20 protein-coding genes are annotated in these 21,204 nt (G+C 72.3%); 11 read left to right on the forward strand and 9 right to left on the reverse strand.

The genetic code is table 11. The annotated features are described in order from the left end of the window. Positions 1 to 2 precede the first annotated feature (2 nt). Entirely contained in the window at positions 3 to 1,259 is a 1,257-nt protein-coding gene (locus tag KIT14_03295; GenBank protein MCW5889556.1) for a M20/M25/M40 family metallo-hydrolase, read from the reverse strand. A 90-nt stretch (positions 1,260 to 1,349) separates the two neighbouring features. On the opposite strand from KIT14_03295, the gene ribB reads away from it, so the two are divergent. The 7 genes from ribB (at position 1,350) to KIT14_03330 (ending at position 10,672) form a co-directional block, all read left to right on the forward strand. Beyond that, on the forward strand, positions 1,350 to 2,549 hold the full coding sequence (ribB, locus tag KIT14_03300; protein ID MCW5889557.1) for a 3,4-dihydroxy-2-butanone-4-phosphate synthase: 1,200 nt from the start codon (positions 1,350 to 1,352) through the stop codon (positions 2,547 to 2,549). A 4-nt stretch (positions 2,550 to 2,553) separates the two neighbouring features. Continuing rightward, positions 2,554 to 4,284, forward strand: coding sequence for a thioredoxin family protein (locus KIT14_03305; protein MCW5889558.1), 1,731 nt, complete (start codon positions 2,554 to 2,556; stop codon positions 4,282 to 4,284). Beyond that, on the forward strand, positions 4,277 to 5,152 hold the full coding sequence (gene hslO / locus KIT14_03310; GenBank protein MCW5889559.1) for an Hsp33 family molecular chaperone HslO: 876 nt from the start codon (positions 4,277 to 4,279) through the stop codon (positions 5,150 to 5,152). The genes KIT14_03305 and hslO overlap by 8 nt, the downstream gene beginning before the upstream one ends. Before the next feature lie 154 nt (positions 5,153 to 5,306). Then, the gene (locus KIT14_03315; protein MCW5889560.1) at positions 5,307 to 6,527 is read left to right on the forward strand and encodes a hypothetical protein; all 1,221 of its coding nucleotides are present in this window, start codon (positions 5,307 to 5,309) and stop codon (positions 6,525 to 6,527) included. 233 nt (positions 6,528 to 6,760) lie between these two features. Next, the gene (locus KIT14_03320) at positions 6,761 to 7,996 is read left to right on the forward strand and encodes a hypothetical protein (GenBank protein MCW5889561.1); all 1,236 of its coding nucleotides are present in this window, start codon (positions 6,761 to 6,763) and stop codon (positions 7,994 to 7,996) included. Between the two features lie 263 nt (positions 7,997 to 8,259). Further along, entirely contained in the window at positions 8,260 to 9,483 is a 1,224-nt protein-coding gene (locus tag KIT14_03325) for a hypothetical protein (protein MCW5889562.1), read from the forward strand. Positions 9,484 to 9,496: 13 nt separating this feature from the next. Further along, entirely contained in the window at positions 9,497 to 10,672 is a 1,176-nt protein-coding gene (locus KIT14_03330) for a hypothetical protein (protein ID MCW5889563.1), read from the forward strand. 28 nt (positions 10,673 to 10,700) lie between these two features. Here KIT14_03330 and KIT14_03335 read toward each other — a convergent pair whose 3' ends face one another. Genes KIT14_03335 through motA form a run of 4 tightly spaced genes read right to left on the reverse strand, consistent with a single transcriptional unit; the run spans position 10,701 to position 15,375 of the window. After that, the gene (locus KIT14_03335) at positions 10,701 to 13,031 is read right to left on the reverse strand and encodes a Smr/MutS family protein (protein MCW5889564.1); all 2,331 of its coding nucleotides are present in this window, start codon (positions 13,029 to 13,031) and stop codon (positions 10,701 to 10,703) included. A gap of 45 nt (positions 13,032 to 13,076) precedes the next feature. Continuing rightward, on the reverse strand, positions 13,077 to 13,607 hold the full coding sequence (locus KIT14_03340; GenBank protein MCW5889565.1) for a hypothetical protein: 531 nt from the start codon (positions 13,605 to 13,607) through the stop codon (positions 13,077 to 13,079). 23 nt (positions 13,608 to 13,630) lie between these two features. After that, positions 13,631 to 14,509 carry an OmpA family protein gene (locus tag KIT14_03345; GenBank protein MCW5889566.1) on the reverse strand — a complete coding sequence of 293 codons (879 nt, stop codon included), beginning with the start codon at positions 14,507 to 14,509 and terminating at the stop codon, positions 13,631 to 13,633. Then, positions 14,509 to 15,375 (reverse strand): flagellar motor stator protein MotA, encoded by an 867-nt coding sequence (gene motA, locus KIT14_03350; protein MCW5889567.1) that lies wholly within the window; start codon positions 15,373 to 15,375, stop codon positions 14,509 to 14,511. The genes KIT14_03345 and motA overlap by 1 nt, the downstream gene beginning before the upstream one ends. 104 nt (positions 15,376 to 15,479) lie before the next feature. Here motA and KIT14_03355 point away from each other — a divergent pair, with 104 nt between their 5' ends. From KIT14_03355 to KIT14_03365, 3 genes are read left to right on the forward strand one after another with little or no spacing between them, the layout of a single operon-like run. After that, positions 15,480 to 16,298, forward strand: a complete 819-nt coding sequence (locus KIT14_03355) for an alpha/beta fold hydrolase (GenBank protein ID MCW5889568.1) — start codon at positions 15,480 to 15,482, stop codon at positions 16,296 to 16,298. Further along, positions 16,295 to 17,449, forward strand: coding sequence for a hypothetical protein (locus KIT14_03360; GenBank protein ID MCW5889569.1), 1,155 nt, complete (start codon positions 16,295 to 16,297; stop codon positions 17,447 to 17,449). The genes KIT14_03355 and KIT14_03360 overlap by 4 nt, the downstream gene beginning before the upstream one ends. Next, positions 17,446 to 17,859 carry a Zn-ribbon domain-containing OB-fold protein gene (locus KIT14_03365; protein MCW5889570.1) on the forward strand — a complete coding sequence of 138 codons (414 nt, stop codon included), beginning with the start codon at positions 17,446 to 17,448 and terminating at the stop codon, positions 17,857 to 17,859. Before KIT14_03360 ends, KIT14_03365 begins: the two co-directional genes overlap by 4 nt. Positions 17,860 to 17,862: 3 nt before the next feature. On the opposite strand, the gene KIT14_03370 is transcribed toward KIT14_03365, so the two are convergent. Further along, positions 17,863 to 18,057 (reverse strand): hypothetical protein, encoded by a 195-nt coding sequence (locus KIT14_03370; GenBank protein MCW5889571.1) that lies wholly within the window; start codon positions 18,055 to 18,057, stop codon positions 17,863 to 17,865. After that, a complete protein-coding gene (locus KIT14_03375) occupies positions 18,058 to 18,531 on the reverse strand; it encodes a nucleotidyl transferase AbiEii/AbiGii toxin family protein (GenBank protein ID MCW5889572.1) in 474 nt (157 codons plus the stop codon). Positions 18,532 to 18,652: 121 nt separating this feature from the next. Between KIT14_03375 and KIT14_03380 the strand changes: the two genes are divergently transcribed. Further along, positions 18,653 to 19,309, forward strand: coding sequence for a PHP domain-containing protein (locus KIT14_03380; GenBank protein ID MCW5889573.1), 657 nt, complete (start codon positions 18,653 to 18,655; stop codon positions 19,307 to 19,309). Here the strand turns inward: KIT14_03380 and KIT14_03385 are convergent. Together KIT14_03385 and cas5u6u are read right to left on the reverse strand one after the other, a co-directional pair. Continuing rightward, entirely contained in the window at positions 19,306 to 19,542 is a 237-nt protein-coding gene (locus tag KIT14_03385) for a hypothetical protein (protein MCW5889574.1), read from the reverse strand. The genes KIT14_03380 and KIT14_03385 overlap by 4 nt on opposite strands. Positions 19,543 to 19,680: 138 nt before the next feature. Beyond that, complete coding sequence (cas5u6u, locus tag KIT14_03390; GenBank protein MCW5889575.1) at positions 19,681 to 21,204, reverse strand: type I-U CRISPR-associated protein Cas5/Cas6; 1,524 nt, start codon at positions 21,202 to 21,204, stop codon at positions 19,681 to 19,683.

A 21,204-nucleotide genomic window follows, 5' to 3' on the forward strand; every position in this document is an offset into this window, starting at 1 on the left:
GGTCACCGCCGGCGCACGGAGAACGCGCCGCAGGGGATGCGGCCGATCGCGGCGATGCCCTGGAGGGCCGCGTTCGCGGTGACGCCGATGGCCGTGCCGTCGAACGCCGCGGGACCCGCACCGACGACGCCGGCCAGGTCGGCCTGGATCCGGCGCAGCAGCAGCTGGTCCGCGGGGGTGAAGTAGACGGGGACGTCCGGGTCGGCGCGGCGGAAGACGCGCTCGATCGAGACGGCGTCGGCGTAGGTCACGGGCGGGATGGTGGCGGGGTCGACGAACGGCGGGCGCTCGTCCGCCTCCGCGATCGCCATCACCGTGCGGAAGCCGACGCGGCTCTGCAGGCGCAGCTTGGCGAAGTCGACGTTCTCGATGGTGTCGCCGACGTGGTGGTAGCAGGGGCCCGACGAGTCGCCGAAGAAGACCGTGGGCACGCGCCCGTACTGCACGAGATTCGCGTAGTCGCTGCGCAGCTCGCCGAAGAGGTAGCTGACCGGCGCGGTGTCGATGTCCTCCTTCGCCACCGCGCCGGCGACGAAGCCGCCGAGCGCGCTGCCGCCGGTCTCGGCGCCGACCGCGAAGCTCGTGCGCGCGAGCGAGGGCAGCAGGTTCGAGCCCTGGAGATCGAAGTTCACGTAGGCGACGGTCTGCGCGAGCGGGATGAGCGGCTCGTCCGACACCCAGTAGCGCGAGCCGACGAGACCGTCCTCCTCGCTGTCCCACAGGACCAGCGCGACGGTGCGGCGCGGCGGCTCGGGCAGCGAGCGGATGGCCTTCCCGATGGCGAGGACGATCGCCGTGCCGGCGGCGTTGTCGGTCGCCCCGGGGCAGCGCACCCCGCCGGGGACGCCGCGCGAGCGGCAGTCGCCGTTGGCGTCGCTGCGCGTGCCGAGGTGGTCGTAGTGGCCGCCGACGAGGACCACCTCGTTCGGCAGCTCGCGGCCGGGGATCACGGCGACGAGGTTGGTCCCCATGTTGTCCCCGCGCACGAACGGCTGCCGGTAGGCGTCGTAGGCACGGCCCCCGTGGACGCCCTCCCCCAGCCGTCGCAGCTTGCGGATCAGGTAGCGCTGCGCCTTCGAGGACTCGGGGGTGGCGTTGTCCCGGCCCATGTAGCCCGGCCCGGCCAGGCGTTTCGTGATGGCCTTGAGCCCCCGGGTGGCCTCGGACCGGGCGGCCTTCTCGACGGCCGACGGCTCCAACGCGAGGGCGGGTATCGCGACGGCCAGAGCGGCTGCGCAGAGGAAAGCCGGGGTCCGCATGGGCCGGGGCTAACATGCGGGATTCGCGGGCGGCAACGAAAAACCGCCTCGCTGGCCTCGCCGGGGGCCCGTGGCTATCATCCGACCCCGATGGCTCCGCGCCGCGCCGGCTCGCACGTCGTCCCTATCGAGGAAGCCCTCGAGGAGATCCGCGCCGGGCGCATGATCATCCTGATGGACGACGAGGACCGCGAGAACGAGGGCGACCTCTGCGTCGCGGCCGACAAGGTCACCGCCGAGCACATCAACTTCATGGCCACGCACGGCCGCGGCCTGATCTGCCTGTCCCTCACCGAGAACCGCTGCGAGCAGCTCGGGCTCTCGATGATGGTGCGGCAGAACCGCTCGCCGCTCGGCACCGCGTTCACGGTCTCGATCGACGCGAAGAACGGCATCGGTCGCGGCATCTCGGCGGCCGACCGCGCGATCACGATCCGCACGGCGATCCGGCCCGACGCCGGCCCCGGCGACGTCGTCACGCCCGGCCACGTCTTCCCGCTCCGTGCCCGCAAGGGCGGCGTGCTCGTGCGCGCCGGGCAGACCGAGGGCGCCGTCGATCTCTCGCGTCTCGCCGGTCTCGCACCCGCCGGCGTCATCTGCGAGATCATGCGCGACGACGGCAGCATGGCGCGCCTGCCGGACCTCGAGCGGTTCGCTGCCGAGCATCGGCTCAAGATCGCGACCGTCGCCGACCTCATCGCCTATCGCAGCGCCCATGAGCAGCTCGTCCACTGCGTCGCCGAGGCACCCATGCCGACGCGCTACGGCAAGGACTTCCGTGCCCGCGTCTACACGACCGACATCGACGACTGCGAGCATCTCGCGCTCGTGCTCGGCGACGTGCGCGGCGACGCGCCCGTGCTGGTCCGCCCGCATCTCGAGTATCTGCCGGGCGACATCTTCGGCTACAGCCTGCGCGACACGCGCGCGCTGCTCCACCGCGCCATGGAGCACATCGCGGCGGAGGGGCGCGGCGTCATCCTCTACCTGCGTCGTCCCGGCCGCGGGCTCGATCAGTTCGACCTGCCCGAGGGCAGCAGCGCCAGCGCGCCCAGCAGCGGCTTCGCGTCGCAGCGCAAGAGCATCTTCCGCGACTTCGGCATCGGCGCGCAGATCCTGCGCGACGTCGGCGTGCGCAAGATCCGCTGGCTCACGAACAACCCGCTCCGCCTCGTCAGCCTGCCCGGGCACGGCCTCGAGATCGTCGACTCGGTGCCGCTCTCGGGCCCGCTGCCGGCGCCCCGGACGACGACGGAGCCCGAGCCGGCCAAGGTCGTGCCGATCCGCTAGCGGCGTGCGCGCGCTCGGATCCGTCGTCCGCCGGCGCCCGGCCGGCCTCTTCGCGGTAGGCGGCGGGGCCGCCCTGGCGGTCGCGCTGCTGCTCGGCGTCGCCCACGCGGACGAGCAGGTCCGTGCCTCGTTGCGGGCGACCGCCGCCGAGGCGACCGTCGAGCTCGTCATCGCACCCGGCTGGCACGTCAACGCGACGAAGCCGCGCGACGAGTTCCTGATCCCGACCTCGCTGGCGCTCGCGCCGCCCGACGGCGTCACGGCAGGTCCGGTGCGCTGGCCCGAGCCCGTCGATCGTCCCCTCGCCTTCTCCGGCGGCAAGCCGATGCTGCTCTTCGAGGGCACCGTGCGTGCGACGGCGCCGCTTTCCGGCAGCGCGGCGCCGGGCGCGGGTCCCCTGCGCGCGACGCTGCGCTATCAGGCGTGCAGCGACACCACCTGTCTGCCGCCGCAGACCGTCGAGCTCGAGGCCGCGCCGCCCGACGCCGCGGCGGTCGGCACGCCGGGCGGCACGGTGCACGGCGGACAGGAGATCGCCGATCTCGTCGCCCGCTTCGGTTGGGGCCTCACGTTCCTGTGGATCGCCATGGTCGGTCTGGCGCTGAACCTCACGCCCTGCGTCTACCCGCTCATCTCGGTGACCGTCGCTTTCTTCGGCGGCCGCACGGGCACCGACAGCACCCGCGCCGTGCCCCACGCGGTCGTGTACGTGCTGGGCATCTGCCTCACGTTCTCGGGGCTCGGCGTCGCGGCGGCGCTCACCGGTTCGCTCTTCGGTGCGGCGATGCAGCAGCCGGCGGTCCTCGGCGGCATCGCGCTCCTCATGGCCGCGCTCGCGCTCGGCAACTTCGGGCTCTACCAGATCCGCATGCCCTCGGCCGTGCTGCAGTGGGCCGGACGCGCCGGCGAAGGCTATCTCGGCGCGCTCTTCATGGGGCTCACGATGGGCGTCGTCGGCGCGCCCTGCATCGGCCCCATCGTCGCCGCCCTGCTCCTCTTCGTCGGCGCGCAGCAGTCGGCGGCGCTCGGCTTCACGCTCTTCTTCGTGCTCGGGCTCGGCATGGGGCTGCCCTACGTCGCGCTCGCGGCGCTGGCCGGACGCCTGCGCCGCCTGCCGCGCAGCGGCGCGTGGCTGGCGTGGGTCGAGTGGCTCTTCGGCTTCCTGCTCCTGGGCCTCGCGATCCACTTCGCGACGCCGCTCCTGCCGCCCTGGGCCGTGCGCCTGGCGTGGGCGGCGCTCTTCGTGGCGGCCGGCGTGGTCCAGGGGTTCGTCGGCAGCCGCGGCTCGGCGCTGGGCTGGGCGCGTCGTGCGGCCGGCGTCGCGGTGATCGTCTTCGGGCTCGTCGGGCTTGGCTCGGCCGAGCGGGAGAGTGCGATCGTGTGGACGCCGTTCTCGGAGGCGGCGCTGGCGAGCGCCGTATCGGCGGGTCGTCCGGTGCTCATCGACTTCCAGGCCGCGTGGTGTCTGCCCTGCCGCGAGATGGAGCGTACGACCTTCCGCGATCCCGGCGTGGTGCGCGCCGCCGAGGCGTACGCGTCGCTGAAGGCCGACGTCACCGAGCAGGACGCCGCGACCGAGGCGCTCATGCGACGCTGGGAGGTCCCCGGCGTGCCGACGTACGTGCTGCTCGGCCCCGACGGCAAGGAGCGCAAGCGCTTCATCGGCTACGTCGACGCGGGCACCTTCGCCGCCGAGCTGGTCGCCGCGGCCGAGACCGGTTCGCGCGGTGGCTGACGAGCTGGTCCGTGCCCTCGTGGCCGGGGGCGCGGTGCGCGTGCTCGCCGCCGAGACGACCGCGCTCGTCGACGAGGCACGCCGGCGGCACGGCACCCTGCCGACCGCGACCGCGGCGCTCGGCCGCGCCCTCACCGGCGCGATGCTTCTGGCCGGCACGCTGAAGCGCGACGAGCGGCTCTCGCTCGAGTGGAGCGGCGACGGGCCGCTGCGCGGCGTCCTCGCCGACGCCACGCCCGACGGCGACGTGCGCGGCTACGTCGGCCGGCCGCAGATCCACCTCCCACCCCGCGCCGGCAAGCTCGACGTCGGCGGCGCGGTCGGGCGCGGCGTCCTCTGCGTGATGCGGCTGCCGCTCGCGGGCGGCACGCTCTACCGCAGCATCGTCCCGATCGTCTCCGGCGAGATCGGCGACGACCTCGCCTCGTATCTCGACCAGTCCGAGCAGACGCCCTCGGCCGTGGCCGTCGGCGTGTGGATCGAGGCGGACGGGCGGGTCGGTGCGGCGGGCGGGTACCTGCTCCAGGCCCTGCCCGACGCGCCGGACGACGTGCTCGAGCGCCTGGCGTCCCGGGTCGAGAACGCCCCGGCCCCGAGCGAGCTCGTCCGCGCCGGGCTCGGCGCCGCGGGAATGCTCGGGGCGCTTCTCGGCGAGACGGTGCCCACGCTCGAGCGCCTGCCGGTCCGGTTCCGCTGCCGCTGCAATCGCGAGCGAGTGGTGGGTGCGATGGCCGCGCTCGGCCCGCAGGGTCTCGCCGAGCTCGTGGCGGAGGCGCCGGCCGCCGAGGTCGTGTGCGACTTCTGCGCGACCCGCTACACGTTCGGTCGCGACGATCTCGGCGCGCTCCTGGGCTCGGGAAGCACATAACGTCTTTCTCGATCGCGCGTCTTCTGGTGACCTAGGCAGACGGGCTGGTGCGTGCTACGGGCACGGGTGTCGGTCCTCGGAGCGGGTGGCTGACGGGGCGTGGTGGCGGGCTCCGTGGCAATCACTCTTCTCGCACTGCGGAAGGAGGGCTCCGATGAACTCGTCGCGTGACCGCATGGGTTGGCTCGCCGCACTGGCTCTCTCGCTCGTGCCGGCCTGGGCCATGGCGCAGCCGCTGCGAACGGATCTCAACTCGTACTTCATCTTCGCCATGCGCAGCGTGAGCCTGAAGAACATGGACGTGCTGTCGCCGTGCAACACGGGGGTGAACTGCAAGCAGCCGGCGACGAACTCCGGCTGCGGGGTCGCGATCCATGAGAACTCGTTCTACGCCGACAACTCGCAGATCGCGGCCGACGTCACGCGCTGGCCGAAGGCAGGCGCGAACATCTACCAGCTGTTCAGCAACTTCCTCGTCAGCCCGCAGAACGTGAGCATCCGGCAGCCTGGCCCCGGGCCGAACGGCGAGAACCCGCTGTCGCTGCCGATCCTCGGTGACCTCGACGGCGACGGGGTCCCGAGCTGTCAGACGGTCGGCCAGCAGTGCGTTCCCGACTTCGGCGACATCGAGGCGTTCTGCGGCCTGCCGAAGCCGTTCCCGGCCTGCGCCCCCGCGAAGACGGTCCTCGTGCAGCCGGGCAAGGACTGCATCGGCGCGCCCGACTCGATTCCCGGGAACGGCCAGTGCGACCTGCCGCCGGACACCTACGGCAATCTCAACGTGAACAACGGCGCCAGCATCAGTTTCGACGGCGGCACCTACCAATTCTGCGGCGTCAACATCGGCAAGAACACCAACAGCACCGCGAAGTCGGCCGCGACGCTGAACATCGGCGGCAACGTCTCCGTCAACAACGGCTCGACGTTCGGCGCGCAGTGCGGCGACTTCACCGTGAACGCGGCAGGCGGCGGCTCGGTGGCGTTCGGCCGCAACGCCTCGGTGACCATGTTCCTGTGCGCGCCGCAGCGCAACGTCAGCCTCGGGCACAACAACGATCTGCTCGGGCGCTTCGTCGGCGACGTCGTCAACGCCGACTCGAACAATCGCGGGCGCTGCTGCGGCGGGCGCTGCGCCTGCTTCGACGAGTTCACGCCGACGCACGCGCCGGTCGGCGGGATCGTCACGCTGAAGAGCGGCTGCTCGCTGGCGAGCGTCACCGAGGTGCGCATCTGCGGCATCCCGGCGGTGATCGTTTCGCCGGGGGTCAACGAGATCCAGGTCCAGGTTCCCGCCGGCGCCGCCGGCGCGTGCACGGTCGAGGTCGACAGCTCGGCCGGTACCTTCATCGCGACCCTGAAGCTCACCGTGCCCTGAGCGGCCACGGCGCATCGCACGCCACGGGGCGGGGTCCTTCGCGGATCCCCGCCCCGTGACACATGTGCCAATCTGCGAACGTCGTCCTCGGCGGAAACATGCCCGTCGAGGGCGACCCCGGCGATGTCCGGACGTCGTTCGATCCCGTGCTGGTGGGTACGGGGCTCCTCGCTCCGGGAGGGGCGTGGTCGGGGCGGATCTCGGCGGCACCTACTTCCTGAAGGAGGGCTGCCATGAACCGTTCGACGATCCGTGTTCCGAATCCGGTCCGAAGCCTGGGCGTTGGCCTGCTCGGCCTCGTGATGCCGGCGTTGGCGGAGGCACAACCGCTACGCACCGACCTCGACTCGTACTTCATCTTCGCGATGCGCAACGCGAGCTTGAAGAACATGGACGTGCTGTCGCCGTGCAACACGGGGGTGAACTGCGCCCAGCCGTCGACCAACTCGAGCTGTGGCTCGGCGACGCACGAGAACTCGTTCTACGCCGACGGCTCGCAGATCGCCGCCGACTTCACGCGCTGGCCGAAGAACGGTGCCAACATCTTCCAGCTCTTCAGCAACCGGGTGAACAGCCCGCAGAACGTGACCATCCGCCAGCCTGGTCCCGGGCCGAACGGGGCGAACCCGCTGTCGCTGCCGATCCTCGGTGACCTCGACGGCGACGGGGTCCCGAGCTGCCAGACCGTCGGCCAGCAGTGCGTGCCGGACTTCGGCGACCTCGAGGCGTTCTGCGGCCTGCCGAATCCGTTCCCGGCGTGTGACCTCACGAAGACCGTGGTGGTCAGCTCCGGCGGCGACTGCGTCGGCGTGCCCGACTCGAGCCCGGGGAACCGGCAGTGCGATCTACCCGCCGGCACCTACGGCAACCTGACCGTGCAGAACGGCGCCAGCATCAGCTTCGACGGCGGCACCTACCAGTTCTGCAGCGTCAACATGGGCAAGAACACGAACTCGACCGTGAAGGCGCTCTCGACCGTGAACGTCTCCGGCAACATGAGCGTCAACAACGGCTCGACGTTCGGCGCGCAGTGCGGCGACTTCACCGTCAACGCCGCGGGCGGCGGTGCGGTGAGCTTCGGCCGCAACGCCTCGGTGTCGATGTTCCTGTGTGCCCCGCAGCGCAACGTCAGCCTCGGGCACAACAACGACCTGCTCGGGCGTTTCGTCGGCGACGTCGTGAACTCCGACTCGAACAACCGCGGGCGCTGCTGCGGCAGCCGCTGCGCCTGCTTCGACGACTTCACGCCGACGACGGCGTCCGTCGGCGGGGTCATCACGCTGACGAGCGGCTGCTCGCTCTCGAGCGTCAGCGGCGTCAAGATCTGCGCGATCCCGGCGACCATCGTCGCGCAGGGCGTGAACGAGATCCAGGTCCGGGTCCCCGCCGGTGCGGCCGGCGCCTGCCCGGTCGAGGTCGAGAGCTCGGCGGGCACCTTCATCGCCAGCCACAAGCTCACGGTGAGCTGATCGATCCGGGGCGGCCCGCCCCACGATCGATCCGACCACGCGCGGGAGGGTGCGCCGTACGGCGTCCCTCCCGCGCCGCGTTTTCGCAGCCGGGCCGCGTCCCCGCGTGCGCGCGGCCGGCGTGCTCACCGGCCGGATCCGCACCGTTCCGGGCCGTCGCCGCACGAAAATGCACGTCGGACGCCGCGCGGCACGCGCAGCGATGCGCACCGGCAGGCGGCATCGCTCTTGCTGGGTCCCGCGGCACAACCCGAGGAGGATTCATGCGCGTGCGAATGGCGGCGGTGGTGGGGGGAAGCCTCCTCTTGGCGGGCGTCGCGGCGGCGGCGAACCCGCCGCTGGTGACGGACCTGAACCGGTACTTCATCTTCTCGATGAAGAACGCCGGCCTGAAGAACATCACCCTGCTCGGCGCCTGCAACATCGGCGTCAATTGTGCGCAGCCGAACCCGAACTCGAGCTGCGGCGTCACGACGAACGAGAACGTCTTCTACGCCGACGGCTCCCAGCTTGCGGCCGACGTCGCGAAGTTCAACCGGCCGGGCGCCAGCGTCTGGCAGCTGTTCTCCAACAAGGTGAACGGCCTGCCGAACCTGGTCGTTCGCCTGCCCGGCTCGAAGCCGGACGGCAGCGACCCGCTCGTGCTGCCGATCCTCCCCGACCTGGACGGCGACGGAAACCCGAGCTGCCGGACCGTGAACCAGGGCTGCGTTCCCGACAACGGCGATCTCGCCGTGGCCTGCGGGTTCCCCGCGGTCACGCCGGTCTGCGATCCGACGAAGCCCGTGAAGGCGATCTCGGGGAGCGACTGCATCGGCGTCCCCGACGCGCTCCCCGGCAACGGCCGCTGCGATCTGTCGCCCGGGACCTACGGCGACCTGAACGTGCAGAACGCCGCGCTGCTGCGCCTGACCGGCGGCGACTACGTCGTGTGCGACCTCATCATCGGGAAGAGCACGACGACGAGCATCGCGGCGCCGGTGGTCATCGACATCATCGGCAACCTGCGCATCAACAACGACTCGACGTTCGGCCAGGGGTGCAAGGGCATCACCGTGCGCCTCCACGGCTTCGGCGATTCGGCGTTCGGCCGCAACGCGACGATCCAGGGCGACTTCTGCGCCCCCGATCGCACGATGCTGATCGGCCACAACAACGATCTCACCGGCCGCTTCATCGCGGAGACCGTCACCGCCGACTCGAACAATCGCGGCCACTGCTGCCTGCCGACGGCGACCGCGTGCGCCTGCTTCGACGACTTCTCGCCGCACACCGCGATGGTCGGCGACACCGTCACGTTGGTCGGCTCCTGCGACATGGCGGCCACGACGGGCGTCCGCATCTGCGGTCTCGCCGCGTCGTTCACGGTCGTCACGCCGACCGAGATATCGGCGCAGGTGCCCGTCGGGGCCGCCGGCGCCTGCCCGGTACAGCTCGACAGCACGGCCGGGACCTACACCGCGTCGACCACGCTCACGGTGAACTGAGGAGATGGGGACGATGAGGCGCATCGTGATCGGAATCGTCGCGGCGACGCTGGTCCTCGCGGCCGGCGCGGCGAGCGCGCAGCCGCTCGACCGGGATCCCACCCACTACTTCGTCCTGGCCATGCGCAAGGCGCTGCTGAAGGACATGGCCATAAGCGGCGGCTGCCACGTCGGCGTGAACTGCGCGAGCAACCTGCCCGGCGACAGCTGCGGCACCATGCGGCTCGACGAGGTGTCGTTCGCGGACGGCACCCAGTCGGTGTCCGACGCGCAGTACTTCACCAAGCCCGGCGCGCAGGCCTTCCAGGTCTTCCGCAACGGCGGCGGGCCGCTCGCCAACGTCACCATCGCGCAGCCGCCGCCGCAGCCGTTCGCGACGCCGATCGTACCGAACAGCTGCAGTGCCAGCTGCCAGCCCGACCTCACCGCGATCGAGACGGCCTGCGGCTTCCCGGCGCCCTTTCCGGCCTGCGACGCCTCCCGCGCGGTGACGGCCAACCCGAACGCCGACTGCAGCGCGTTCGACGTACTGCCCGGCAACGGCCAGTGCGACCTCGCGCCCGGTGCCTACGGGTTCGTGATCGCGAACAACGGTGCGCGGCTCTCGCTCGGCACCGGCGACTACGCGATGTGCTCGTTCCGCGGCGGCCGCAACGTCCTCGTCCTCGCGCCCGGCGTGTCGGTGTCGATCCCGAACGGCGGCTTCTGGAAGACCAACAACGGCGCCGTCGTCGGCACGGGCTGCGGCAACCTCCGCATCTTCGTCGACGGCGCGGGCACGGTGTCGTTCGGGCGGCAGAGCAGCATCGCCGCGAAGGTGTGCGCACCGGGCTCGCGCATCCGTCTCGGCCACGGCAACACGCTGACGGGGAGCTTCATCGGCGACGTCGTGCTGTCGGACCTGAACAACGTCGGCGTGTGCTGCGGCGTCGCGGGCGCGAGCTGTGCCTGCATCGACGACTTCACTCCGAAGACGGCCGCGGTCGGCGACCTCGTCACCCTGCTCGGCCACTGCGACTTCGTCACCGTGACGGGGGTCACGATCTGCGGCATCCCCACGCCGGTGCTGACGGCCACGCCGACGGAGCTCACCGTCGCCGTGCCGCCGGGCGCCGTGGGGGCGTGTCCGCTCGAGGTGCAGAGCACCGCGGGGACGTTCGTCCACACGATGCCGCTGACGGTACCGTGACGCCGGGGCGGGGCCGCGGCCCCGCGTCTCACGCCAGCTCGGCGACCGTGACCCCGGGGCCGCCGGCCTCGGGGTGGGCGTCGCGGAACTTCACGCAGTAGGGGCTCCTGGCGAGGAACTCCTGCACGGCCTTGCGCAGCGCCCCGCTGCCGACGCCGTGCACCACGCGCACCTCGCCGAGCCCGGTCCGTACGGCGCGGTCGAGGAAGCCGGACAGCGCGTCGACGGCTTCGCGGGCGCGCTGCCCGACGAGATTGATCTCGCCGCGCATCATCTCCGCGGCCGGCTGCTCGACGCGCACGACGACCCGCTCGCGCGCCGGGGCGCCCTCGACCAGGCGCAGCTGATCGACCGGCACCTCGAAGCGCAGCCCGCCGCGCTGCACGCGAGCCCGCTCGCCCGCGACCTCGACGAGCTCACCGCGGATGCCGCGGCCGACCACCTCGACGACGTCGCCGACCCGCGGCGGTCGGCCGGGCGCCTTGGCCTCGGGCGGCACCTCGGCGACGGCCATCGCCTCGACGCGGGCGGCGGCGTCGGCGGCGAAGCGGCGCAGCGCCGCCGCGTCGGGCTTCGCCCGCTGCGCGTCGAGGATCGCCTGGCCCTCCAGGCGCAGCTCGCGCAGGAAGCGGCGCGAGGCGTCGAGGTCCTCGCTCCAGCGGGCGCGCTGGCGGGCGCGCAGGTCGGCGCGCAGCGTCTCGATCTCGGCCTGCGCCGCGCGGAGCTTCGCGGTTTCCTCGCGCGCGGTCTCGCGGGCGGCGTCGAGCGCCTTGCGGCTCTCCTCGAGACGGGCGACGGCACGCGCGAGGTCCCGGCTCTCGCCGGCGAGGAGACGCTCGGCGGTCTCGAGCGCGCGCGCCGGGATGCCGTGTCGCCGCGCGATGGGGAGCGCGAAGCTCTGGCCGACGGCGTGGTAGTCGAGCCGGTAGCGCGGCGAGCCGGTGGTCGCGTCGACGTCGAAGGCGGCGAGCGCCAGGCTGGCCTCGGCGAGCGCGAAAGTCTTCACCTGCGGGAAGTGGGTCGTGAAGACGAGGCGCGCGTCGCGCGCGAGCAGATCCTCGATGACGCCGACCGCGAGCGCCGCCCCCTCGATGGGGTCGGTGCCGGCACCCGGCTCGTCGAGGAGGACCAGGCTCCCCGGGCCGGCAGCGCGCGCGATCGCGGCGAGGTTCTCGGCGTGGCCGGTGAACGTGGACAGATCGTGCTCGATCGACTGCTCGTCGCCGACGTCGGCCAGCACGGCGCCGAAGCAGGGCAGCCGCGCGCCCTCGGCGGTGGGGACGAACAGCCCGGACTGCGCCATCAGGCCGAGGAGGCCGATAGTCTTCAGGGCGACGGTCTTGCCGCCGGCGTTGGGGCCGGTGATCGCGAGGCCGCGCTGGCCGGCATCGAGCCGGATGTCGACCGGCACCACCGGCCGGCCGCTGAGCAGCAGCAGGGGATGGCGGGCGCCCGGCAGGTCGACGACGTCGCCGCCCAGGGCCGGCGCCGTGGCGCCGTGCCGTCGCGCGAATGCGGCGGCCGCGGCGAGCGCGTCGACGCGCGCGAGCGCCGTTTCGAGCGCGGCCAGCGGCTCGGCGTGCACGCGCACCAGGTGGGTCAGGGCCGCGCGCACGCGGCGCTCCTCTTCCTCCTCGGTGCGGGCCGCGAGCACGAGGCGATTGTTCAGCTCGACGGCGAACAGCGGCTCGACGAAGACGGTCTCGCTCGACGAGGAGCGGTCCTGCACCACGCCCTCGAAGCTCCATGCCGCCGCGGTGCGGATGGGCAGCACGTAGCGCCCGTTGCGCACGGTGACGTAGTCGTCGCCGACGACGCCGGCGTTCGCGGGATCGTGCACCACGCGCTCGAGCTGCGCTTCCAGCTTGGCGCGCAGGTCGCGTGAGGCGCGACGCGCCTGCGCCAGCGCCGGGCTCGCGTCCTCGCGTACCTCGCCGCTTTCGTCGAGCGTACGCAGCAGCTCGGCCTCGAGCTCGGGCGCCTCGGGTAGGGCGTCGGCCAGCGCCGCGAGCCGCGGGAAGCGGTCGAGGTCGTGGCGGAGGTGCGTGCGCACGTGTCGTGCGACGACCAGCACGTCGCGCACCTCGACGAGCCGCCGGCTCTCCAGCGCCGCGCCGGCGGGTGCGGCCTGCGCCAGCGCGGGTGCGAGCAGCGGCACGTCGGCGGTGGGGATGGCGCCGGCCTCGTCGCCGAGCGCCGTGGCCTCGCCGAGCCGCGCCAGGCGCTCGCGGGCCTCGGCGAGCTCGATGGTGGGTCGCAGGGCGCGTACGGCGTCGCGGCCGGCCGTCGACCGTGCATGCGCCGCCACGGCCTCGAGGACGCGCGGCAGCTCCAGCGTTTCCAGATCGCGTCGGCGCACGACGGCAGCGTAGCCGTCGCGCCGCGCCAGGGAAACGCCGCGCGCTCAGTAGGCGACGAGCACGAAGCTCACCGTGTTCGCGAGGCTCCCGGTCCCGTCGAAGGTCCGCACCTCGAAGGTCCCCTCAGCACAGCTGAGCTGGGGATACGATATCTGGGCGAAGTTCTGGGCGCCGGACGAGTGGTAGTAGTCGACCGACACGCCGAGGAGGCTGGTGTCGGCGTCGACTCCGGCTTGGGGTGTGAGGCAGAAGACGCCGGTCGAGGCGCGTGCGACTCCGGTGATGCCGCTGGCCGCCACGAGGGAGGGGTCGCTGGGGTCGACGTGAGCCCAGGCCCGGACGGCATTGGGCCCTGGCGGTCCCGCCGGGCCCTCCGGGCCGGTGGCTCCGGCGGCTCCAGCGGCTCCGGTCGGGCCCACGAGGCCGAGCGCCGCCGGATCGACGGCCGTCTCCTTCTTGCGGCAGGCGTCGGGTCGGATGAGCGCGACCCCGGACTTCTTGCGGCAGAGAACGTCGGCGTGGGCCGTGGTCACGAGGCCGACGAGAGCGGCTGCGATGAGAGCGGTGGGGCGCATGGCGAGGGGTCTCCTCGGGTTCGTCAGCCGACGGGTACGGCGGCCGTGGTGCCCGGCAGCGGGTCGGGCGGAAGTACGACGGGCTCCTCGCCCGGCGCGGCGGTGGGTGTGGGCGGCGGCGCCTGCGTGCGCACGGCGAGGATCGACAGGCGCCGGTTCTCGTCCGCGAGCGGGTTCTCCGGGATCACCGGCTCGCTGTCGGCGTACGATTGCACGCGCTCGACCTGACCGCGGCGCAGCCCGTTGGCCTCGAGGATGCGGCGGGCGGCGTCCGCACGGCGGAACGACAGCTCCCAGTTGGTCATGGCCGAGGCGCTCGGATACGGCCGGCTGTCCGTATGGCCGCCGATCCAGATCGGGTTCGGCATCGAGCCGAGCATGCCGGCGATGCTCGACAGCAGCTTCACGACGGGCGGCTTCAGCTCCGCCGACGAGACGTCGAACAGCATGGTGCGGCCCTTGTCGATGACCTGGATCGACAGGCCCTGCTCCGTCACCTGGACGAGGACCTGATCCTTGATCTCCCCGAGAACGGGGTCCTCGGTCGCCTTCTGCTCGATGATCTCCTCGATCTCGCGCAGACGGTTCTGGAGCAGCTCCTCCTCGGCGTCGCCGGAGACCACGGTCACGTCCATCGAGATGACCTTGGGCTCGCGGCTGCGCGACTCGTTCATCTCGGCGTTGATCATGGCGCCGCCGACCAGCACGCCGGGGTTGCGGAAGTACTGCGCGATCTGCTGGCGCAGCTTCAAATCGGCCTGCGTCAGCAGCCACAGCACCATGAAGAGGGCCATCATCGCCGTCACGAAGTCGGCGTAGGCCACCTTCCAGGCGCCGCCGTGGTGCGCGCCGTGACCGCCCTTCTTCTTGACGACGATGCGCGGGCGCGGCTCGTCGGCCATCAGCCGGCCGCCTGCTTCACCGCACGGCAGGCGGCGTCGGTCTCTTCGCTGGTCGGGCGCTCGTCGGAGAAGATCGCCTTGCGCGCGAACTCGACGGCGACGATGGGGGCGGCGCCGCGCAGCGACGCGACCACGCCCTCCTTGATGCACTTCAGATACTTGCCGTTCGAGACCTCCTGCAGCTCGGCGCTGTTCGCGATCGGATGGAACAGGCCGTAGCAGAGCAGGATGCCGAGGAACGTCCCGACGAGGGCGGCGGCGACGTGGTGGCCGATCTCCTCGGGGCCGGCGTCGAGATGGCCCATCGTGACGATGATGCCGAGCACGGCGGCGACGATGCCGAGGCCGGGGAGGGCGTCGGCGGTGGTCTTGAGGAGCCCGACCGGGATCGCGACCTCCTCGTGGTGGGTCTCCAGCTCGGCGTCGAGCAGGATGTCGAGCTCGTCCGCCGACGCGGTGCCGTTGACGATCTGCTTCAGCGCGTCGCGGAAGAACTCGACCGCGTGGTGGCGATGCAGGAACGACGGGTACTTCTTGAAGATGCTGCTCTTCTCGATCTCGGTGACGTGCTCGTCGAGCGCCACCGCGCCGTTCTTGCGCATGAACGTGAAGAGCTCGTACTGGAGCTTCAGGAGATCGACGTAGTCGGTCTTGCTCGGCGCCGTGCTCTTGAACGCCTTGCCGATGGTGGCGAAGAGCCGGCCGCGCATCTTCCCCGGCGCGCCCGCGATCAGCGTCCCGAGCGACGCGCCGCCGATCACCACCAGCTCCGCCGGCTGGACGAGCACGTGCATGGGCCCGCCCACCATGGTGAAGCCCCCGAGGACGCAACCGAAGACGACGAGCAGGCCGATGATGGTGAACATGGGGCTAGACGGGGTATCGGCCGGGGCGTGAGGGAGCTTGAAGCGCCGCGGCGAGCGCGGAGAATTTGACACCCCGCGCCGGCCGGCCATAGACCGGGCAGAACTTGCCCAGCCCGCCCGCGACGAAATTCGTGGACCTCGACGGCGTCACGGTCCACTACCTGCACACCGGCCGCACCACGCTGCCGGATGCGCCGCCGGCATTCGAGCGCCGCCGTCCGTTCGTCCTGCTGCACGCGGCGGGCAGCAACGCTGGCATGTGGCGCCGCCAGCTGGATGGGCTGGGCGCGACGCACGACGCCGTCGCTCTCGATCAGCCGGGGCACGGGCGCTCGCCGGGCGTCGAAGGTCCGGGCTCGATCGAGCACATGGCCGAGCTGGTGCGTCGCTTCCGGCGGGCGCTCGGCCCGTGCAAGCCGATCCTCGTCGGGCGCAGCATGGGAGGTGCCGTGGCCCTCGTGACCGCGGCGCGCGAGCCGGAGGCGATCGCGGGCCTGGTGCTCGTGTGCACGGCGGCCCGCTTCGACGGCCTCGCCGGCGCGATCGCCATCAGCCGCGACGTCTCGCGCGGCCGGCTGCCGCAGCAGTTCACCACCGAGACGTTCTCGCCGTCGACCGGCCTCGATCTCATGAAGGAAGCCTGGATGGAGCAGGTGAAGACCGACCCGCGTGTGCGGCTCGGCGACCTCCTCGCCTGCCAGGCGTTCGACGGCGTGCCGCTGCTCGGCCGCGTCCGCGTGCCGACGCTGGTCGTCGGCGGCGCCGACGACCAGGTGACGCCCCCCGAGCGCTCGCGCGAGCTGGCGGCGGGCATCGCCGGCGCCCGGCTCGAGATCCTCCCGCAGGCCGGGCACCAGGCGCCGCTCGAGCAGCACGAGCGCTTCGCCGGGCTCCTCGTCGAGTTCGCGGAGGGCATCGGGTGACGGCGCCGTGGCGCAACGTCGCCATCGCCGGGGTCTACGAGCACCCCGCCCGCTTCGCGCCGGACAAGACCGCGTACCAGCTGCACGCCGAGAGCGCGCGCGGCGCGCTCGAGGACGCGGGGCTGTCGCTGCGCGACGTCGACGGGCTGTGCACGAGCGGCGTCGGCCCGATCGGCATCCTGTCGCTGGCCCAGCACCTGAACCTGCGCCCGCGCTGGATGGACTCGCAGGCGATCGGCGGCTCGTCGTTCGTGTCGCACTGCCTGCACGCGGCGGCGGCGATCGACGCCGGGCTGTGCGACGTCGTGCTCGTCACCTACGGCTCGACGGCGGCGTCGGAGCGCTTCGCGATCGGCACGGGCGGCGGCGGCATGGGCGACCCCGCCGACCACTTCGAGCTGCCCTACGGCCCCACCATCGTCGGCTCGTACGCGCTGGTCGCGCAGCGGCACATGCACGAGTACGGCACGACGAGCGAGCAGCTCGCCGAGATCGCGGTCACGATGCGCCACCACGCGGCGCTGAACCCGCACGCCAAGTATCGCGACCCGATCACGGTCGAGGGCGTGCTGGCGTCGCGCATCATCTCGTCGCCGCTGCATCTCCTCGACTGCTGCCTCATCTCCGACGGCGGCGGCGCGCTCGTGCTGACGTCGCTCGAGCGGGCGCGCGACCTGAAGGCGAGGCCCGTGACGATCCTCGGCGCCGCCGAGGCGGTGCGCCATCACGGCATCGGCGACCGCGACCTCCTCGACATCGCCGCGCGCCAGTCCGGGCCGCTCGCCTTCGCGCGCGCCGGCGTCGCCCACGCCGACGTCGACCTCTGCATGGTCTACGACTCGTACACGATCACCGTGCTGGCGACGCTCGAGGCCCTCGGCTTCTGCCAGCTCGGCGAGGGCGGGGCGTTCTGCGCCGACGGGCGCCTGCGCCTCGGCGGCGCGCTGCCGACCAACACCGACGGCGGCGGGCTGTCGTCGAACCATCCCGGCATGCGCGGCATCTTCCTCGTCGTCGAGGCGGTGCGGCAGCTGCGCGGCGAGCGCGGCGCGGCACAGGTGGCGGGCTGCGAGGTCGCGCTCGTGCACGGCACGGGCGGCATGCTCGGGCAGCGCCACAGCGGCGTCACCATGCTGCTGGGGAACGCATGAGCGAGAAGCGCTACGTGAAGCCGCTGCCGCGCATCGACGAGGAGTCGCGCGGCTACTGGGAGGCGCTCGCGCGCCACGAGCTCTACGTCCAGCGCTGCCGCGACTGCGGCACGGTGCGCTTCCCGCCGCGTGCGCTGTGCACGCACTGCATGTCGCCGGCGACCGAGTGGCTGCGCTGCTCGGGGCGGGGCACGGTCTACAGCTTCACCGTCACGCACCAGAACCAGGCGCCGGGATTTCGCGAGGAGCTGCCCTACGTGCTGGCGATCGTCGAGCTGGCCGAGGGGCCGCGGGTCATGACCAACATAGTCGGCTGCGCGCCCGACGCGGTTCGCATCGGCATGGCGGTCGAGGTGGTGTTCGACGATGTCGCGCCGGGGACGACCCTGGCGAAGTTCCGTCCGGCCTGACCGTCAGTCCGGGTCCGCGACGAACCGGCCCGCCTTTGCGTCGGCGATGGTCCGGAAGCGGGTGACGCCGCGCCGGATCGGCGCCGGGCGCGCGAGCTGCGCGAGGCGGCGCAGCCGCGCCAGGATGCGAGGGTCGCCGCTGGGAAGCCAGAGGGCGTCGCGAGCCTCCTCGAACGTGCGGAACCTGTGGACGGGCACCTACTCGTCCTCCAGCCCGAAGCGCCGCCGGAGCTCCGCCGCGTCGGCCCGATCATGGGGGCGGGCCGTGCCCTTCTTCATCCGGTAGAGCATCCGCGGCGTCGCTACCCGCGCGGGCACGCCGGCGACGACGAGCGGCTGATGCTCGACGTCGCCATACGCGAACGCGTCGCCGATGCGCGCCGTCAGGTCGATGGCGAAGTCGTCCGGCGTCCCGTAGCGGACGACGGCATACTCGCCGGCGAGGTCCTCGACGCGGATGTCGTCGATGTCGGGATCGTTCCATACGCGGCGCAGGGCGCGGCGCAGGCGCTCGACGTTGTCGGGCGTCGGGTCGACGAAGAGGTCGATGTCGCCGGTGAATCGCATGATGCCGTGGGCGTTCACCGCCTGGCCGCCGAACAGCACGTACGCCACCGACTCGGCCTCGAGCGCGCGGAGTACGTCGGCCAGACGGTCGTACGCGGACGCCACGTTTGCAGCAGTAGGCCCACGTCCCGTGAGGGTCAAACGTGCCGGCCACACCGCGCAGGTGCGACGGCCGCCGCGCGGGTTGCCCCGGCCGGACCGCCTGGCTACGGTCGCGGGCCGCGCGATGATCCTCGACCTGCACCTCCACTCCGAGCGCTCCGACGACAGCCGTGCCCCCGTCGAGGCCTATCTCAAGCTGCTGCAGCGCAAGCGCGCCGAGCGGCCGCTCGACGGCATCGTCCTCACCGAGCACCGCCAGTTCGAGCTCGGCCGCGACTTCCGCGACCTGGAAGACCGCTACGGCTTCCTCATCCTGAACGCCGCCGAGGTCGAGACCGAGTACGGCCACATGCTGGTCTACGGCGTGAACGAGGACATCCTCGCACGCTTCGACTTCACCAACGTGCGCCTGCCCGCGCAGGAGGTGATCTCCGAGGTGTGGCGTCTCGGCGGCGTCGCCCTGCCGTGTCACCCGGGGCGTCCCACCGTCGGCCTGTGCGCGCACCTGGAGACCAAGCCGCACCTCGAAGGCGTCGTCGCCGTGGAAGCGCTGAACGGGGGCAGCCGCAAGGGCGAGGACGACCGTGTCGCCGCGATGATGGCCGCGCAGGGCTGGGCCGGCTACGGCGGCAGCGACGCGCACCTCGTCAGCTTCGTCGGCATCGTGGCGACGGAGCTCGAGGCGGACATCCGGGGGATGGACGATCTGGTGCGCGAGCTGCGCGCGGGGCGGTGCCGCGCGGTGGACTTCCGGCCGCCGCGGCCCGCGCCGGCGAGCTAGACGAAGCCGAGCGCTCGGCGCAGCTCGTCGAAGTCGAAGCGCTGCTCGGGCAGCGCCGCGCTCTCGCCGTGCTCCATGTCGTCGAGCAGCAGGCGGAGCTGCGCGCGCATCGCCGGGTGGGCGGCGGCCTCGCACGGCGTGAGGCCGCAGAGCGCCGGCAGCGGCTCGTCGGGCCAGCCGGCATAGTGGCGGCGCTTCAAGTCGCGCACGAGCTGCGCGGCTTCCGGCGGCACCGGAGGTGGGTCCTCGCGAGGTGGCATGCGGCCGAGCAGTGCCCGCGGATCGCTGTGCCCGCGGCCCGTCACGGACGCGTCGAACGTGATTCGATCGAGCCTCGTGGGCCTCCTGACGCTCTCGGTTAAGGTGTCATGTCACTCGAGAGGGGCGAACAGCCCGAGGCCGAAGTGGCAGGCGAAGCCGAGCGCCAGCGGACCGGGGACGGGCTCCGCGAAGCGAAGCGTCCAGAAGCTGCCCTGCCGATCCGGCTGCGTCAGGCCCGGCTTGGAGCGGAAGCGATGGAAGTGGATCGGTCGCAGCATGCGGCCGCCGACGGCGATCTCGGCGACGGGCTCGACGGCGGTGGGATCGGGGAGGCCGCGCTCGCGCAGCTCGCGGCGGATCTGGTCCGGAGCGTCGAAGCGCGGCTTGCGGTGCCAGGGATGGAGATACGGGGTCACGGAGCGCCACTCTTGTGCGTGGCGGAGCAGCGGCGACGCGAAGGCAGGGAGGTCGCCTACCGCTTCGAGGATCACCTGCCAGGCGCGGCCGTCGGCGTCGGCCACTCGTCGGAGGCCTTCGAGGACGGCGACGGCGTTACGGTCGAAGCCTGCCTTTGCGAAGACGATCGCATGATGGACGCGGCCGGCGAGGCCGGGCCGCGCCCCTTCGTGCGCTTCGGGAAGGTAGAACGCGTGCGCATGGCCCGACGGGCCGTGGGTGGAGAAGACCTCGGGCAGGCTCTCGGGGCCGAGGATCGTACGACACCGTCCCATGATCGCCCGCCGCATCCGCTCGCCGAAGCGCACGGCGTCTTCGACGCGGCACAGCGGTTTGCCGTACACCGCATAGCGCGCAACCCTGACTCGCGTGTGGCTCCTCCGCGTCCGGACTCGCGGGACGGCCGCCGGCTGGAGCGCGCTCGTCGGGCGCGTGTAGAGCACGGCGCGCGCCGCCGGAGGGGCGCTCCATCCCGCCGCCCGTAGCGCGCCGCTCTCGACCTCGAGGCTCGCCAGCCAGTCGATCGGCAGGGTGGCGACGATCGCGTCCATCTCCTTCTTGCCTGCTCGCCGCTGCTTGGCGTCGGCAAGGGTCCGCGCTCGGAGCGCCGCGTACTCGGCCGGCGAGCGGGGGACGAGGAGCGTCACCAGATCGTGCGAGTCCGACGCAGCGGTCTCGACGCCGTCCCCGGCGGGGCACGTATCGAGCGGATCGTTCCACTGGGGCAGGCGTCGCGCCTCGACCCAGCTCTCGGCGCGCCCGAGGTAGGACAGGCGAGCGAGCAGGAGATCGAGCGCGCGCTCCTCGTCGCCGTCGAGACGAAGCGAATTCCACACGGCCACCAGGCGGGTGTCGGCTCCGAAGCGCGCGAATGCGTCGAAGACGAGGGTCGTCTTCTCGGCCCGGCCCTCGCGCGTCGGCATGTAGTGGCGGGTGTGGGCATGAACCGCGGGTGGAAGCGCGTAGCCCGGTAGCTCGCCGGAAAGCGTTTCGATCAGCCGCGCCAGCGTCTCGCGCGGCACCTCGTCGGGCGTCGCCTTGCGGCGCCAGGTTGCCAGCAGCGCGCGTGCGATGCGCCACGGGTCGGGCGGCCAGCCGACGTCGGCTTCGTTCACGTGCCGGCCCCACGGCGTCGCGTGATAGCGACCGGCGGGGAACTCGAAGGCGATGGCCAGCAC

The organism is bacterium (assembly GCA_026129405.1).
In the GTDB taxonomy this organism is placed as follows: domain Bacteria; phylum Desulfobacterota; class Binatia; order DP-6; family DP-6; genus JAHCID01.

Excerpts from the sequence above, each read along its gene's own strand:
- KIT14_03345 (MCW5889566.1), bottom strand. The coding sequence starts at position 14,509 with ATGGCCGACGAGCCGCGCCCGCGCATCGTCGTCAAGAAGAAGGGCGGT.
- KIT14_03340 (MCW5889565.1), bottom strand. The coding sequence starts at position 13,607 with ATGCGCCCCACCGCTCTCATCGCAGCCGCTCTCGTCGGCCTCGTGACC.
- KIT14_03365 (MCW5889570.1), top strand. The coding sequence starts at position 17,446 with ATGAGCGAGAAGCGCTACGTGAAGCCGCTGCCGCGCATCGACGAGGAG.
- KIT14_03380 (MCW5889573.1), top strand. The coding sequence starts at position 18,653 with ATGATCCTCGACCTGCACCTCCACTCCGAGCGCTCCGACGACAGCCGT.
- KIT14_03325 (MCW5889562.1), top strand. The coding sequence starts at position 8,260 with ATGCGCGTGCGAATGGCGGCGGTGGTGGGGGGAAGCCTCCTCTTGGCG.
- KIT14_03320 (MCW5889561.1), top strand. The coding sequence starts at position 6,761 with ATGAACCGTTCGACGATCCGTGTTCCGAATCCGGTCCGAAGCCTGGGC.
- KIT14_03295 (MCW5889556.1), bottom strand. The coding sequence starts at position 1,259 with ATGCGGACCCCGGCTTTCCTCTGCGCAGCCGCTCTGGCCGTCGCGATA.
- KIT14_03330 (MCW5889563.1), top strand. The coding sequence starts at position 9,497 with ATGAGGCGCATCGTGATCGGAATCGTCGCGGCGACGCTGGTCCTCGCG.
- KIT14_03315 (MCW5889560.1), top strand. The coding sequence starts at position 5,307 with ATGAACTCGTCGCGTGACCGCATGGGTTGGCTCGCCGCACTGGCTCTC.
- ribB (MCW5889557.1), top strand. The coding sequence starts at position 1,350 with ATGGCTCCGCGCCGCGCCGGCTCGCACGTCGTCCCTATCGAGGAAGCC.
- motA (MCW5889567.1), bottom strand. The coding sequence starts at position 15,375 with ATGTTCACCATCATCGGCCTGCTCGTCGTCTTCGGTTGCGTCCTCGGG.